At 65.0% G+C, this 15026-nt stretch carries 12 protein-coding genes; 11 read left to right on the top strand and 1 reads right to left on the bottom strand.

From position 1 onward, the window contains the following. Positions 1 to 48: 48 nt before the first annotated feature. From ACTHNE_RS06065 to ACTHNE_RS06020, 10 genes are all read left to right on the top strand, one after another. A complete protein-coding gene (locus ACTHNE_RS06065; protein ID WP_440268768.1) occupies positions 49 to 2064 on the top strand; it encodes a glycosyltransferase family 39 protein in 2016 nt (671 codons plus the stop codon). 118 nt (positions 2065 to 2182) lie between these two features. After that, on the top strand, positions 2183 to 3211 hold the full coding sequence (lpxD, locus tag ACTHNE_RS06060; protein WP_440268767.1) for a UDP-3-O-(3-hydroxymyristoyl)glucosamine N-acyltransferase: 1029 nt from the start codon (positions 2183 to 2185) through the stop codon (positions 3209 to 3211). Continuing rightward, the gene (gene fabZ / locus ACTHNE_RS06055) at positions 3204 to 3680 is read left to right on the top strand and encodes a 3-hydroxyacyl-ACP dehydratase FabZ (protein WP_440268766.1); all 477 of its coding nucleotides are present in this window, start codon (positions 3204 to 3206) and stop codon (positions 3678 to 3680) included. The genes lpxD and fabZ overlap by 8 nt, the downstream gene beginning before the upstream one ends. Next, the gene (gene lpxA / locus ACTHNE_RS06050; RefSeq protein WP_440268765.1) at positions 3677 to 4450 is read left to right on the top strand and encodes an acyl-ACP--UDP-N-acetylglucosamine O-acyltransferase; all 774 of its coding nucleotides are present in this window, start codon (positions 3677 to 3679) and stop codon (positions 4448 to 4450) included. Before fabZ ends, lpxA begins: the two co-directional genes overlap by 4 nt. 21 nt (positions 4451 to 4471) lie before the next feature. Beyond that, entirely contained in the window at positions 4472 to 5686 is a 1215-nt protein-coding gene (lpxB, locus tag ACTHNE_RS06045) for a lipid-A-disaccharide synthase (RefSeq protein ID WP_440268764.1), read from the top strand. 16 nt (positions 5687 to 5702) lie between these two features. Continuing rightward, positions 5703 to 6353: a ribonuclease HII gene (gene rnhB / locus ACTHNE_RS06040; RefSeq protein ID WP_440268763.1), complete on the top strand. Its 651-nt coding sequence runs from the start codon at positions 5703 to 5705 to the stop codon at positions 6351 to 6353. Positions 6354 to 6501: 148 nt separating this feature from the next. Then, on the top strand, positions 6502 to 10038 hold the full coding sequence (dnaE, locus tag ACTHNE_RS06035; RefSeq protein WP_440268762.1) for a DNA polymerase III subunit alpha: 3537 nt from the start codon (positions 6502 to 6504) through the stop codon (positions 10036 to 10038). Positions 10039 to 10138: 100 nt separating this feature from the next. Continuing rightward, positions 10139 to 11095 carry an acetyl-CoA carboxylase carboxyl transferase subunit alpha gene (gene accA / locus ACTHNE_RS06030; protein WP_324944302.1) on the top strand — a complete coding sequence of 319 codons (957 nt, stop codon included), beginning with the start codon at positions 10139 to 10141 and terminating at the stop codon, positions 11093 to 11095. 11 nt (positions 11096 to 11106) lie between these two features. Further along, on the top strand, positions 11107 to 11481 hold the full coding sequence (locus tag ACTHNE_RS06025) for a VOC family protein (protein ID WP_324944299.1): 375 nt from the start codon (positions 11107 to 11109) through the stop codon (positions 11479 to 11481). Between the two features lie 90 nt (positions 11482 to 11571). Beyond that, positions 11572 to 13110 (top strand): adenosine deaminase family protein, encoded by a 1539-nt coding sequence (locus ACTHNE_RS06020; protein ID WP_440268761.1) that lies wholly within the window; start codon positions 11572 to 11574, stop codon positions 13108 to 13110. 26 nt (positions 13111 to 13136) lie between these two features. Here ACTHNE_RS06020 and ACTHNE_RS06015 read toward each other — a convergent pair whose 3' ends face one another. Next, on the bottom strand, positions 13137 to 14030 hold the full coding sequence (locus ACTHNE_RS06015) for a mechanosensitive ion channel family protein (protein WP_324944293.1): 894 nt from the start codon (positions 14028 to 14030) through the stop codon (positions 13137 to 13139). A gap of 240 nt (positions 14031 to 14270) precedes the next feature. Here ACTHNE_RS06015 and ACTHNE_RS06010 point away from each other — a divergent pair, with 240 nt between their 5' ends. Continuing rightward, positions 14271 to 15023 carry an NYN domain-containing protein gene (locus ACTHNE_RS06010; RefSeq protein WP_324944290.1) on the top strand — a complete coding sequence of 251 codons (753 nt, stop codon included), beginning with the start codon at positions 14271 to 14273 and terminating at the stop codon, positions 15021 to 15023. The last annotated feature ends 3 nt before the right edge of the window (positions 15024 to 15026 follow it).

Below are 15026 nucleotides of genomic sequence, written 5' to 3'. Positions count from 1 at the left end.
ACGATGCAGACCGCCCGGCCTGACGTGAAGCCGCTTGCGCATTCAAACATGCAACGCCGTCTGATCGGGATCGCAGCCGCACTGCTGATGCTGCTGTTCGCCATCCAGATCGTCAGCGTGGTGCGGCAGGAATCGCTCAGCTGGGATGAAGGCGACCATATCTTCGCCGGCTACATGGCGTGGAAAACCCACGACTACCGCTACAACCCCGAACATCCGCCGTTGATGAAGGCGCTGGCGACCCTGCCACTGCTGGGCCTGCCGCTGAAGGTGCCGGCGGATCAGCAGCGCTACTTCAAGGAAGAAGCCTATCTCGACGGCCGCGAGCTGCTGTTCCACAACCCGCCCTACAGCGTGGAAGCGCTGACGCTGCGCGTGCGCCTCGCCGCTGGCATCGTCGCCTTGCTGCTGGCTGCGCTGGTGTTCTGTGCGGCGTGGGAAATGTTCGGCATGGGCGCGGGCCTGCTGGCGCTGGCGCTGCTTACGTTCGATCCGAACATCCTGGCGCACAGCGCGCTGGTAACCACCGACATCGGCGTTTCGTGCTTCTTGCTGGCGGCGGTGTACACGTTCTATCGCTATCGGAAAAAGCCCTCCATATCGCGCCTGCTGGTGGCCGCGATCGCGGCGGGACTCGCGCTGGCGACGAAACACTCCGCAATCCTGCTGATTCCGATGCTGGGCGCGTTGGCATTGCTGGAGCTTTTCTATCCGCTGGCGGAGCAGGAAGTACGTGCGAGCCTGCCCAGACGCACGCTGCATTTGGGCGGGGCGTTGATTGCGATCGGCGCCATCGCATTGCTGGTCCTGTGGAGCTTCTACGGTTTTCGCTACGCGGCCCGTCCGGGAACGCTCCAGCTGACGCCGTCGCTGGTCGACTACGTCAAACCGCTGAGCCCGCTGGAAGCCAAGGGCGTGCTGTGGCTGGCGCATTGGCACGTGCTGCCGGAAGCTTACCTGTATGGGCTGACGGACGTGCGCTCGATGGCCAATGGCATGTCCAGCTTCATCTTCGGCAAGGTGTTCGAGCACGGCGTGGCCTATTACTTCCCCGCCGTGCTGACGATCAAATCGACGCTCGGCTGGCTGGCCGCGACCGTGCTCGCGCTGGTGGCGCTGGCGACAGGCAGGTTGCGGCAATGGCGCGCGGCGCTGTTCCTGCTGCTGCCGGCGCTGGTCTATTTCGTGGTGGCGATGACTTCCAGTTTGAATATCGGCGCCCGGCACATCTTGCCGGTGTACGTTTTCCTCACCCTGCTGGCGGCGGGCGGATGCTGGGCCTGGGTGTGGCGCGCCGGCGCATGGAGCCGTCCGTGGGCTGCCGTGGTGGCGGTGCTGCTGTGCGCGCACGTGGGCTCATCGCTGCGCGCGTATCCCAACTACATGGCCTACTCCAACGAGCTGTGGGGCGGGCCCATGCAAACCTACAAGGTGCTCACCGATTCCAATGCGGACTGGGCGCAGCAACTGCTGGCGGTGAAGCAGTATCTCGACCAGCGCGGCATCAAGCAGTGCTGGTTTGCGTATTTCGCCGATCCGTTCCTGCGACCCGCCGACTACGGCATTCCGTGCAAGCCGATGCCTACGCCTGATGCAATGTGGGAACGGGCGGCTTATGAAGTGCCCGAGCAGGTCCACGGACCGGTGCTGATCAGCGCCGGCGACTGGACCTGGTATGAGATGGGTTCGAGTGTGCTCAATCCTTACCGCTCGTTCCAGGCGCTGGCGCCGGCCGCGGTGATCCAGGGCGGCGTACTGGTCTACGAAGGCGACTTCCACCTACCGCTGGCTGCGGCCCTCAGCCACGTGCAGCGGTCGGCGATTCTGCTGGAGCAGAAGAACCTCGCCGGCGCCCTGGCGGAAGCGCAAAAAGCGGCCGCGATCGCGCCGGGCGACCTGCAGCCGCAGGAAGCGCTGGGCGATGCGCTGGCCGCCACCGGCGACAAGCAACATGCCCGCGAAGCCTATGCCAAAGCGCTGCAGGTGGCCGCGACGATGGAAGACGGCGCACGCCAGACCTGGGGCAACCGCCTGCAGAAGAAGCTACAGGCGCTCGCGCCCTGATGCAGGCCACACAGGCGATTGCCATGCGCCTGCGTCCCAGACACGCACGCGGCGGCAGGCGGGCGCCCGCAGCCGGGGGCGAACCTCTACAATGCGCCGGTTGCCCTTGGAGCTTTGGATGAGCACGACCCACTACAGCGTTGCCGAGCTGGCCGAGCGCTTCGGCCTGGAATTCCGTGGCGACGGCGCGCGCATCATCGACGGCGTCGGCACGCTGGCCGGCGCGGGGCCGACGCAACTGAGCTTTCTCTCTAACAGCAAATACACCGCGCAGCTGGCAAGCACGCGGGCAGGCGTCGTGGTGCTCAGCGCCGAGGCCGCGGACAGTTGCCCTACCGCCGCGCTGATCGCGCGCGATCCCTATGTGACTTACGCCCATATCGCCGCCCTGTTCGAGCGCCTTCCCGCGGCCGTGCCAGGCATCCATGCGTCCGCCGTGGTGGCGCCCAGCGCACGCGTGAGCGCCTCGGCGAGCATCGGCCCGTGCTGCGTGATCCAGGACGGCGCCGTGGTGGAAGACGGCGCGATCCTTGGGCCCCACTGCATCGTCGGTCCCGAATGCGTGGTCGGCGCGCAAGCGCGGCTGGTCGCGCGCGTCACCCTGGTGATCCGCGTGACGCTCGGCAAGCGCGTGCTGGTGCATCCGGGCGCAGTGATCGGCTCGGATGGCTTCGGTCTCGCCTTCGATCGCGACCATTGGGTGAAGCTGCCGCAACTCGGCGGCGTGCGCATTGGCGACGACTGCGAGATCGGCGCCAACACCACCATCGACCGCGGCGCACTGGACGACACCGTGCTGGAGGAAGACGTGCGGCTGGACAACCAGATCCAGATCGCCCACAACGTCTACATCGGCGCACACACCGCCATGGCCGGCTGCGCCGCCGTCGCCGGCAGTGCGAAAATCGGCCGTTATTGCATGATTGGCGGCAACGCCGGCGTGCTTGGCCATCTCGAACTGGCCGACCGGGTTACCATTACCGCCAAGAGCCTGGTGACGCATTCGATTCGGGAGGCTGGCGAGTATTCCTCCGGGGTGCCGCTGCAAGAGAACCGACAGTGGCGCCGCAACGCGGCCCGCTTCAAGCACCTGGATGAGTACGCGCGCCGATTGTCGGCGCTGGAAAAGGATAAGAAACATGACTGACAACACCGCCCCGACGATCACCCTGCCGGTGACCGTGGAGCAGATCCAGCAACTGCTGCCGCACCGTTACCCGTTCCTGCTGGTGGACCGGGTCATCGAGATCGTGCCCGAACAGAGCGTGGTCACGCTGAAGAACGTGACCATCAACGAACCGTTCTTCAACGGCCATTTCCCCGGCCACCCGGTGATGCCCGGCGTGCTGATCGTGGAGGCGATGGCGCAGTCCGCCGGCCTGCTCACGCAGATCAGCGCACGCCTGAAAGGCAATGCCGCCAGCCCGCTGTTCTACCTGGCCAAGGTCGACAACGCGCGCTTCAACGCACCGGTGGTGCCGGGCGATCAACTGCGCATGGAAGTGCGCCTGAAGCGCCTGCTGCGCAGCATGGGCCTGTTCGAGGCGCGCACCCTGGTCGACGGCAAGGAAGTGGCCAGTTGCGAACTGATGTGCGCCGCGAGGTCGGATAAATGATCCATCCGACCGCGCAAATCGATCCTTCCGCCGTCATCGGCAACAACGTGAGCATCGGCGCCTTCACGGTGATCGGTGCGGACGTGGAGATCGGCGACGGTACGGTGATCGGGCCGCATGTCGTGGTGCAGGGCCCCACCAAGATCGGCCGCGACAATCGCATCGCGCAGTTCGCCTCGCTCGGCGGCGATCCGCAGGACATGAAATTCAACGGCGAGCGCACGGAGCTTCTGATCGGCGACCGCAACCTGATCCGCGAATTCGTCACCATCAACCGCGGCACTGGCGACGGCGGCGGCGTCACGCGCATCGGCAACGACAACTGGCTGCTGGCCTACGTGCACGTGGCGCACGATTGTAAGATTGGCAATCACACGATCTTTTCCAACTACTCGGCGCTGGCCGGTCACGTGGAAGTCGGCGATTGGACGGTGTTCTCCGGCTATTCCGGCGCGCACCAGTTCTGCAAGATCGGCGAGCACGCCTTCATCGCCATGGGCTGCCTGCTCGGTGCCGACGTGCCGCCGTTCCTGATGATGGCCAACGACCAGGGCGGCCGTCCGCGCGGCCTGAACACCACCGGCCTCAAGCGCCGCGGCTTCGATTCCGAGCGCATCACGGCGATCAAGCGCGCCTACCGCACGCTCTACACCTCCGGCCTGTCGCTGGCCGAGGCGCGCGAGCAACTGGTCGCGCAGGCCAAGGACAGCGAGGACGTGCGCGCGATGCTGGATTTCCTCGATCGCAGCGAGCGCGGACTGGCGCGCTAACCGCCATGCGCCCCGCACGCTATGTCCGCTGAAACCGAAGCGCCCCTGATCGCGCTGATCGCCGGTGAAGATTCCGGCGACCAGCTCGGCGCGGATCTGATCGCGGCGTTGCGCCGACGCTATCCGCAGGCGCGGTTCATCGGCATCGGCGGCGCGCGCATGCAACAGCAGGGTTTCGAATCCTGGTACGACATCCGCGAACTGTCGCTGTTCGGTTTCGCCGAAGTGATCAGCCACCTGCCACGGCTGCTCAAGCTGCGCAAGGAACTGGTCGCGCGATTGCTGGCGGCGAAACCGGCGATCGTGGTCGGCATCGATGCGCCCGATTTCAATCTCGGCGTCGAGCGTCGCTTGAAGCAGGCGGGCTTGCGCACCGTGCACTATGTGAGCCCATCGATCTGGGCGTGGCGCGAGAAGCGCGCCGACAAGATCGGCCTCAGCGTGCATCGCGTGCTGTGCCTGTTTCCGATGGAACCGTCGATCTACGCGCGGCACGGCATCGATGCGCGCTTCGTCGGCCATCCCTTGGCCGATCGCTTTGCGCTGGTTTCCGACCGCGTGCCGGCGCGCCGCACCCTGCAGTTGCCGCTGGATGCGCCGGTGCTGGCGCTGCTGCCCGGCAGCCGGCATTCCGAACTCGAACGCATGGGCGCGATCTTCTTCGACGCTGCCCGTCGCATCGCCACTGCCATGCCCGGTTTGCGCGTGGTGATTCCGGCGGCCAACTCGCGCGCGCTCGCCACGCTGAAATCTATGCTTGCGCGGGGACCGCACGACGATGCGGCGCCGATCCTGATCGACGGCCACGCACACGAAGCCATGCTCGCCGCCGACGTGGTGCTGCTGGCGTCCGGAACGGCCACGCTGGAGGCCATGCTGGCCAAGCGCCCGATGGTGGTCGGCTATCGCGTATCGCCGTGGAGCTACCGCATCGCGCGCCTGTTCAATATGCTCAAGACCGATGTCTACGCGCTGCCCAACATCCTCGCCCGCGCCTGCGGCATGGGCAAGGACGCAGTGCTGGCACCCGAGCTGATGCAGGACGACTTCACCGCGGAAAAGCTCACGCACGCCACGCTGCAACTGTTCCGCGACAGCGAGCGGCGCGGCGCCATCGTCGCCGCATTCGAACAACTGCACGAGGCCTTGCGCGGCCATCTGCCCGGCCATGCCGGCGATCATGCGGCGGCGGCGATCATTGAATTGATCGATGCACCGGCTACGATAAAGCGCTGATCCCGGTTTCCCGTCCATGGAACTTGTCCAAGCCACTCCCCTGCCTGCCGCCCTCGCGCCGGACGCGACTGCAGCCATCACCAAGCAGGTGCTCGTGGCGGGCGTGGACGAAGCCGACCGCGGCCCGCTGGCAGGGCCGGTGGTGGTCGCTGCGGTGATCCTCAACAAGCGCCGCCGCATCAACGGCCTTGACGATTCCAAGAAGCTCACCGCGGCCAAGCGCGAAACGCTTTACGCGCGCATCGTCGAACGCGCGGTGGCGTACAGCGTGGTGGTGATCGACCGCGAGGAAATCGACCGCATCAATATCTTCCAGGCCACCATGGTCGGCATGACGCGCGCGCTGCTCGGCCTGATGCCCGCCGCCACCGAAGCGCTGATCGATGGCAACCAGCTGCCGAAAAACCTTCCCTGCCCCGCCCGCGCCCTCATCGGCGGCGATGCGCTGGAGCCCTCGATCAGCGCCGCATCGATCCTGGCCAAGGTCAGCCGCGATCGCCTGATGGTGGCGATGGATACGCAATTTCCGGGCTACGGTTTCGCCGACCACAAGGGCTATCCCACTCCGGCCCATCTCGCCGCGCTGCAGCGCCTTGGCCCCTGCGCCGAGCACCGGCGCAGCTTCGAGCCGGTCAGATTGCTGCTGGATCAAGGCCAGTTGTTTTAGGCGCCGTCAATCGGGACTAGTTAAGAACGGTCCGGTGCAAACTCGTCGACCATGCTCTTCGATTCCCGATTTACGTTCCAGCCCCTTGTCAATTCTTGCCCGCTCCGACCCGCCCCGCTAGGCTGAGCCATTGCTTCGCGTGCGAGCCATGTCCGTCCGTTTCGCTCATCTGCATCTGCACAGCGAATATTCGCTGGTCGACTCGACCATCCGCATCAAGGCGCTGGTCGCCGCTTCCGTGCAGGCCGGTGCGCCCGCCGTCGCACTCACCGACGAGTGCAACATGTTCGCCCTGGTGAAGTTCTACAAGGCGTGCAGCGCGGCGGGCATCAAGCCGATCGGCGGTTGCGACCTGTGGATCAGCGCGCCGGACGATCCGCGCCCCTGGCGCATGACGGTGCTGTGCCAGAACCGCGACGGTTATCTCAATCTTTCGCGCCTGGTCTCGCGCGCCTGGCGCGAAGGCCAGCACGGCGGACGCGCGCTGGTCGACGCCGCATGGCTCACGCCCGGTGCGACGGCCGGCCTGATCGCCCTACTCGGCCGCGAGAGCGAAATCGGACGCACCGCCGTCAACCAGGGCACCGATGCCGCAGCACCACGCCTGCACGTGCTGACGAACCTGTTTCCCGATCGTCTGTACCTGGAACTCACCCGTTGCGGCCGCGAAGGCGAGGAAGCATGGAACAACGCCGCATTGCTGCTCGCCACCGGCCACGATCTGCCGGTGATCGCCAGCAACGACGTGCGCTTCCTCAAGCAGGACGATTTCGAAGCGCACGAAGCGCGCGTGTGCATCCACCAGGGCCGCGTGCTGGCCGATCCCAAGCGCCCGCGCGACTACAGCGACCAGCAATACCTGAAAACACCCGAGGAAATGGCCGCGCTGTTCGCGGACATTCCCGAGGCGCTGGAAAATACCGTCGAGCTGGCCAAGCGCTGCAACCTCGAACTCAGCTTCGGCACCTATTACCTGCCCGATTTCCCGGTGCCCGAAGGCCACGACCTGGCCAGCTACATTCGCCAGATCGCACGCGAAGGCCTGAAGGAACGCCTCGCCCACGCACCGCTTGCAGAAGGCCACACGCTGGCCGATTACGAAGCGCGCCTGGAACGCGAGCTGGACGTGATCATCAAGATGGGCTTCCCCGGCTACTTCCTGATCGTGGCGGACTTCATCAACTGGGGTAAGCAGAACGGCATTCCGGTGGGGCCGGGCCGCGGTTCGGGCGCGGGCTCGCTGGTGGCGTGGGTGTTGAAGATCACCGACCTGGATCCACTGCAATTCAATCTGCTGTTCGAGCGATTCTTGAATCCCGAACGCGTGTCGATGCCCGACTTCGACATCGACTTCTGCATGGATCGCCGCGACGAAGTGATCGACTACGTCGCGCGCAAATACGGCCGCGACCACGTCAGCCAGATCATCACCTACGGTTCGATGGCCGCGAAGGCGGTGCTGCGCGACTCCGGCCGCGTACTCGGCATGGGCTACAACGCGGTCGACAAGATCGCCAAGCTGATTCCGCCGCGTCCGCTCGATCTGACGCTTTCGGATGCACTCGGCCGTTCCGAAAAATCGCAGAAAGAACCCGATCGCGTGGTCAAGGAATTCTGCGAGCTGTACGAGCAGGACGAAGAAGCCAAGACGCTCGTTGATCTGGCGCTCAAACTGGAAAGCCTCACGCGCAACGCCGGCAAGCACGCCGGCGGCGTGGTGATCAGCCCGAAGCCGCTCACCGAATTCGCGCCGCTGTACTGCGAACCGGGCGGCGGCGGCGTGGTGACGCAATACGACAAGGACGACGTGGAAGCGGTCGGCCTGGTGAAGTTCGACTTCCTCGGCCTGCGCACGCTCACCATCATCGATTGGGCGGTAAAGGCGATCAACGCGCGCCGCGCCAAGAGCGGTGAAGAACCACTGGATATCGCCGCGCTGCCGCTGGACGATCCGGCGCCCTACGAGCTGCTGAAGAAGGCGCAGACCGTCGCCGTGTTCCAGCTCGAATCCTCCGGCATGCAGCGCATGCTCAAGGACGCGAAACCCGACCGCTTCGAAGACATCATCGCGCTGGTGGCGCTGTATCGCCCCGGCCCGATGGACCTGATTCCCAGCTTCGTCGCGCGCAAGCACGGCCGCGAGGAAGTGGAATATCCCGATCCGCGCGTCGAGCCCATCCTGAAAGAGACCTACGGCATCATGGTCTACCAGGAGCAGGTGATGCAGATGGCGCAGATCGTCGGCGGCTACTCGCTCGGCGGCGCCGACCTGCTGCGCCGCGCGATGGGCAAGAAGAAAGTCGAGGAAATGGCCAAGGAGCGCGCCAAGTTCCGCGAAGGCGCCGCCAAGGACGGGCTCAGCGGCGAAAAAGCCGACGCCATCTTCGACCTGATGGAAAAATTCGCCGGCTACGGCTTCAACAAGTCGCACGCCGCCGCCTACGCGCTGGTTTCCTACCAGACCGCGTGGTTGAAGGCCCACTACCCGGCCGAATTCATGGCCGCGACGATCTCGTCGGACATGGACAACACCGACAAGGTGGTGACCTTCCTCAACGAATCGCGCGCGATCGATCTGAAGATCCTGTCGCCGGACGTGAACGCCTCTGTCTTCATGTTCGAAGCCGTCGAGCCCCGGGTGATCCGCTACGGACTAGGTGCGATCAAGGGCGTCGGCCAGGGCGCCTGCGAGGCGATCGCCGAGGAACGCAAGCAAGGCGGCCCGTACAAGGATCTGGCCGATTTCTGCCGCCGCGTCGACCCCACCAAACTCAACCGCCGTGTGCTGGAAGCGCTGATCCTTTCCGGCGCACTGGACGCCCTGGCGCCCACCCGCGCCAGCCTGATGCTGCAACTGCCGGATGCGATCAAGGCGGCCGAACAGCACCTGCGCGATCGCCAGTCTGGCCAGAACGACATGTTCGGCGCTGCGTTGGGCGCCGCCGCGCCCGTGGTGCAGGTGGATCTGCCCACCGCGCCGGAATGGCCGTTGGAGCAAAAGCTGCAGGGCGAGCGCGACACGCTCGGCCATTATCTCTCCGGCCACCCCACCGATCCGTGGCGCGAGGAACTGGCCCAGCTGTCCACCTGCCCGCTGGGCGAAATCGCAGACCGCTACCAGCCGCCGCGCCCGCGCAAGAACGACGGCGACGACAATCGCTTCCGACGCGGCCCCGACACGCCCTGGACCGTCGCCGGCATGGTGGTGGCCGTACGCAAACGCGGCGACAGCGACGCCTTCGTACGGCTGGAAGACGGCACCGGCAGCATCGAGGTGAGCTTCTTTGGCGAGCTCTACCAGCAGGTCGCCCCCCTGCTCACCCGCGACGAGTTGCTGGTGGTGGAAGGCGGCCTGCGCATCGACGACTTCTCCGGTGGCGGCTTCCAGGTGCGCGCCCGCAGCGCCTACACCTTGGCCGACGCCTGTCGCCGCTTCGCCCGGCTGCTGCGCGTGAAGGTGAACGGCATCGGCCCCGACTTCATCGCCCAGTTCCGCCAGGCCCTGGCCGGCCATCGCGGCGGCAACGCGGCCGTGCTGCTCAGCGGCTATCACAACGCACTGGCGCAGGCGGACATCGAGTTCGGGCAGGAGTGGAAGGTGCACGCCATTCCGGAGCTGCTGCGCACGGTGCGGGGCATGCCAGGGGTGCTGGGGGCGGGGGTGAGGATCGTGAAGTCGGAATAAGGGCAATGGTCACCGCCGAGTAACGCCCCATACGCCCCCGTTCCCGCCCCGTCACGCGCCCCGGGTATACTGCCCCGCTTCTGTGCCACCTAGTGCCCGAATGAATCCCAATTTCCTCGATTTTGAACAACCGATTGCCGAGCTGGAGGCCAAGATCGAGGAGCTGCGGCATGCCAGCTCCGGCCAGTCGTTCAATATCGACGAAGAAGTCGGCCGTCTTCGCGAAAAGCTCAAGCTGAAGACCAACGACATCTTCCGCGACCTCACGCCTTGGCAGATCACCCAGCTCTCGCGCCATCCCGCCCGTCCGTACACGCTCGACTACATCGGCGTGATATGCGAGGAATTCCACGAACTGGCCGGCGATCGCGCCTACGCCGATGATGCCGCCATCGTCGGCGGCATCGGCCGCATCAACGGTCGCCCGGTGACGATCATCGGCCACCAGAAGGCGCGCGATACCAAGGGCAAGGTGCGCCGTAATTTCGGCATGCCGCGGCCGGAGGGTTATCGCAAGGCGCTGCGCCTGATGAAGATGGCCGAACGTTTCAAACTGCCGCTGCTGACGCTGATCGACACGCCCGGCGCCTACCCGGGTGTGGGCGCCGAAGAGCGCGGCCAGAGCGAAGCCATCGCGCGCAATCTGCTGGAAATGGCCGAGCTGAAAGTACCGGTGATCTGCACAGTGATCGGCGAAGGCGGCTCGGGCGGCGCGCTGGCGATCGGCGTGGGCGATCGCACGATCATGCTGCAGTATTCGACCTATTCCGTGATCTCGCCGGAAGGCTGCGCCTCGATTCTGTGGAAGAGCGCGGAAAAGGCCAAGGACGCTGCCGAAGCGCTGGGCATCACCGCGCCACGTCTGCTGGAACTGGGCCTGATCGACAAGGTGGTCCGCGAGCCGCTCGGCGGCGCCCATCGCAATCCGCAATCGATGGCGGTGCGCCTGAAGGCGGTACTGCTCAACGAACTGGACAAGCTCCAGGCCATTCCGGTGCCGCAACTGCTCGAGCAGCGTTATCGTCGCCTGCGCAGTTACGGCGCCTACATCGAATAGGCGCATGCAGCATGGCGGGCGTGCAAGGTATCGATCACGTCAACCTCAGCGCGCCCGTCGAGCTGCTCGAGCGAGTTCGCCATTTCTATGTAGATGTGATCGGCCTGCGCGAAGGTCCGCGTCCTACGTTCCGTTCCGGTTCGCGCGGCTATTGGCTGTATGCGGGCACCGAGCCGGTGATGCATCTGACGGGCGAAGCGCGTGCGCAAACCACCGGCGGGCTGGACCATATTGCCTTCGCCTGCGCAGGCCTTCCGGCCATGCGCGCCAAACTGGATGCGGCCGGCGTCCCCTATCGCATCGACGTGGTGGATATGCCGCCGCAGGTGCAGCTGTTTCTCACTGATCCGGCCGGCGTCGGCGTGGAATTGAATTTCCGCAGCTGACAGGTGTTGGGGTTCGCATCCCACCCTGCGGACTGGCAGCCTGTCGAATTTTGCTGAAGAATCGCCCGACATTCACTTGGTGATGCTTCCATGCAGGCTTGCTCTCTTTTGCGCTGCGCACTCATCGGCGCGCTGTCGATCTGTGCGACTCACGTTTCCGCGCAAGGCGCGCCGAAGCTTGCTGACGCCGCCGAGGCGCGCACCGCCAGGGCCTTCGACGCAGCCCGCCAGCAAGGACCGCTTGCCTTGCACGCGTTTCTCGCCGCCATGCCCAAGGGTGGCGACCTGCACAATCACTTGAGTGGCGCGGTGTATGCCGAATCGTGGATCGCGCAAGCCGCGGCGGATGGTTTGTGCGTGGACATCGCCACATCCAGCCTGATCGACAAGCACCGCGTCAGCGCCCCGAACTGCGGCGACGGCCAGCGTCCCGCCGCCGATGCGCTGAACGACCAGCATTTCTACGACACGCTGGTAGACGTTTTCTCCATGCGCAGCTTCGTGCCTTCCGCGGGCAACTCGGGACATGACCATTTCTTCGACAGCTTCGGCCGCTTCCAGGCCGTTTCGCCAGAACGGCATATGGGCGACTGGCTCACCGAGGTGAGCACACGCGCCGCCACGCAAAACGAGCAATACCTGGAACTGATGGTGACGCCACCGTTTGCGCACGCCAGGGAACTGGCGCGCACACTGGGCTGGCAAGCCGATTTCGATGCGATGCGCAAACAACTGCTGGCGCACGGCTTGAAGGACGACATGGCCGCCGACGAACAACTGCTCACCCAGGCCTTGGCGGAACGCAAGCGCCAGCAACATTGCGACAGCGCCCAGGCCGACCCCGGCTGCGCGGTGCAGATGCGTTTTCTGTATCAAGTGCTGCGCGGCGCGGCGCCCGAGCGCGTGTTCGCGCAGACCCTGCTCGGCTTCGAGCTGGCGTCGGCCGATCCGCGCTGGGTCGGCATCAATTTCGTGATGCCCGAAGACGGTTATCTGTCGATGCGCGATTACGACCTGCAGATGCACATGCTCCAATACCTGCATCGCCTGTATCCGAAGGTGCACATCAGCCTGCATGCAGGCGAACTGGCGCCCGGCCTGGTGCCGCCGGGTGGCTTGCGCTTCCACATTCGCGAGGCGATCGACGTGGCGCATGCCGAACGCATCGGCCACGGCGTGGACGTGATGTATGAAGACCATCCCGAAAGCCTGCTCGAGGAGATGGCGCAACGACACGTGATGGTGGAGATCAATCTCACCAGCAACGACGTGATCCTGGGCGTGCGCGGCGCGGATCATCCGTTGCCGATATATCTCCAGCACGGCGTGCCGGTGGCGCTGTCCACCGATGACGAAGGCGTCTCGCGCATCGACCTCACCCACGAATACGTGCGCGCCGCCGAGGATTTCGGACTGAGCTATGCCACGCTGAAACAGTTGGCGCGCAACAGCCTCACCTACAGTTTCCTGCCAGGCGAAAGCCTGTGGGCATCGAAGGCCTGCCAGGGCGACGCACTTGGCGATAGTCATCCTGGCGCTGCCTGCCAGCGCTTTCTGGCCGGCAGCGAAAAGGCCACCGTGCAGTGGGTACTGGAAAGTCGTCTGCTCGCATTCGAGCAAGTTCACTAGGGCCACGCCAATAGTGCGAACGGGCCCTAAGCCATGGTCGCCACGTTGCCGCTTTCTTGCTTGCGCAACATCAGCGGCGCCGACGCGGGCGGTTGCCGGGACAGTATGCACGGAATGGTGCAGCCGGCCGCCTCCAACTGCGGCTTGATCATCCGCAGCAGATCGGCGCGCGTGGGATAGAAATCGGCCAGTTTCGTCCATACCAGCATGCTGAGCCTGGTCCCCAGTTCGGTGTAGTCGGCCACCACGGCGCTGGACTGGGCGCCATCCTCCTTGAGGATGCGCGGATCGGCTTCGATGAGGCGGCTGAGCACGCCCAGCGCAATCTCGATGTCATCGCGCCGGGCGATCAACACCTGCAAGTTCATCAGGCGGTGGGGACGCGCGCTGAGGTTGGTTACCGGATTGGACCATAGCTGGCTGTTGGGCACGTACATCATCGTGCCGTCGAGCTTGAGCAGATGGGTGGTGAACAGCGTGACGTCCACCACCGTTCCGGTCACCGGCGCGGCGCTTTCGATCATGTCGCCTACCCGGAACGGCCGCCACAGCAACAGCATGAGTCCCGCCGCGATGTTCTGCAGCGTGCCCTGCAAGGCCAGCCCGATCGCAAGTCCCGCCGTGCCCAGCATGGTGAGCACGCTGGCGGTGGCCACTCCGATCTGGCCAAGTGCGAAGATAAAGGCCACCACGCGCACGGCCCACTTGGCGAAATTGCATATCACCGAAATAAAGGTGGCATCGGTATGTATCTTGTGCATCGCGTTGTGCAGCAGCGCCACCACCCGGTTGGAGGCCCAGAAACCCAGCAACACGATCACCAGCGCCAGCACGAACTCCAGCCCGATCCGGGCGGCGGCGGTTACCAAGGCGCTTACTTCGGGTAGCCAATGCGAAAAAGACAGTTGCGGTGTCAGCATGGACGGTCCCTCCTTGATCCCGACTCATCGACTGATTTCGCTTGTTTCCAGCGCATCGACCCGTGCAGAAGCGGCCCGCGCTTGCTTCCCCATCGCCTCGCCGCCGTGTGGCTAGCGAGACGCGCCCACATTGAACCTGCCGGGATTAAGTACGGGTGAAGGCATGGACCGGATTCGATACCGCCGTGCGCCCCGGCGGACGCGCTACCATCCCCTCCGCCCTCCCAGCCGACTGCGCCCATGGCCAACGACCAAGCCACCAAACTCGCCGTGCTGATCGACGCGGACAACACCCAACCGGCCATCACCGACGGCCTGCTGGCCGAAGTGGCCAAGTACGGCACGGCCCATGTCAAACGCGCCTACGGTGACTGGACCGGCACCCAGCTCAAGAGCTGGAAGGAACAACTGCTTACGCAGTCGATCCAGCCGATCCAGCAATTCAGCTACACCAGCGGCAAGAACGCCACCGACTCGGCGATGATCATCGATGCGATGGATCTGCTCTATTCCGGGCGCTTCGATGGCTTTTGCATCGTATCCAGCGATAGCGACTTCACGCGACTGGCCGCGCGCATTCGCGAATCGGGCCTGATCGTCTACGGCTTCGGTGCACGCAAGACGCCCGAGCCGTTCGTGGCCGCGTGCGACAAGTTCATCTACACCGAAATCCTCGCTTCCAAGGCGGACGAAGAACAGCCGTTGCAACCACGCTCGCCGGCGCAACTGAAGAAGGACGCAGGCCTGATCAACCTGCTGCGCAACGCCATCGACGCCGCCTCCGACGACGAAGGCTGGGCGGGGCTGGGCGGCGTGGGTTCGATCATCACCAAGCAGCGCCCGAATTTCGATTCGCGCAGCTACGGCTACGGCAAGCTGAGCGACCTGATCGCGGCGATCGATCTGTTCGAACTGGATCGGCGCAGTCCGGGCGAAGGAAGGCCCAAGGCGATCTATGTGCGCAACAAGCGGAAGCCGGCAGCGCGCGAGTGAAAG

The organism is Dyella sp., assembly GCF_051954575.1.
Classification (GTDB): domain Bacteria; phylum Pseudomonadota; class Gammaproteobacteria; order Xanthomonadales; family Rhodanobacteraceae; genus Dyella_B.
The sequence above is the reverse complement of the archived record's forward strand: the minus strand, read 5'-3'. Positions and strand labels throughout refer to the sequence as shown.

Coding starts and splice junctions, on each gene's coding strand:
- lpxB (WP_440268764.1), top strand. CDS start 4,472: ATGTCCGCTGAAACCGAAGCGCCCCTGATCGCGCTGATCGCCGGTGAA.
- accA (WP_324944302.1), top strand. CDS start 10,139: ATGAATCCCAATTTCCTCGATTTTGAACAACCGATTGCCGAGCTGGAG.
- rnhB (WP_440268763.1), top strand. CDS start 5,703: ATGGAACTTGTCCAAGCCACTCCCCTGCCTGCCGCCCTCGCGCCGGAC.
- fabZ (WP_440268766.1), top strand. CDS start 3,204: ATGACTGACAACACCGCCCCGACGATCACCCTGCCGGTGACCGTGGAG.
- lpxD (WP_440268767.1), top strand. CDS start 2,183: ATGAGCACGACCCACTACAGCGTTGCCGAGCTGGCCGAGCGCTTCGGC.
- ACTHNE_RS06015 (WP_324944293.1), bottom strand. CDS start 14,030: ATGCTGACACCGCAACTGTCTTTTTCGCATTGGCTACCCGAAGTAAGC.
- lpxA (WP_440268765.1), top strand. CDS start 3,677: ATGATCCATCCGACCGCGCAAATCGATCCTTCCGCCGTCATCGGCAAC.
- dnaE (WP_440268762.1), top strand. CDS start 6,502: ATGTCCGTCCGTTTCGCTCATCTGCATCTGCACAGCGAATATTCGCTG.
- ACTHNE_RS06025 (WP_324944299.1), top strand. CDS start 11,107: ATGGCGGGCGTGCAAGGTATCGATCACGTCAACCTCAGCGCGCCCGTC.
- ACTHNE_RS06020 (WP_440268761.1), top strand. CDS start 11,572: ATGCAGGCTTGCTCTCTTTTGCGCTGCGCACTCATCGGCGCGCTGTCG.
- ACTHNE_RS06065 (WP_440268768.1), top strand. CDS start 49: ATGCAACGCCGTCTGATCGGGATCGCAGCCGCACTGCTGATGCTGCTG.
- ACTHNE_RS06010 (WP_324944290.1), top strand. CDS start 14,271: ATGGCCAACGACCAAGCCACCAAACTCGCCGTGCTGATCGACGCGGAC.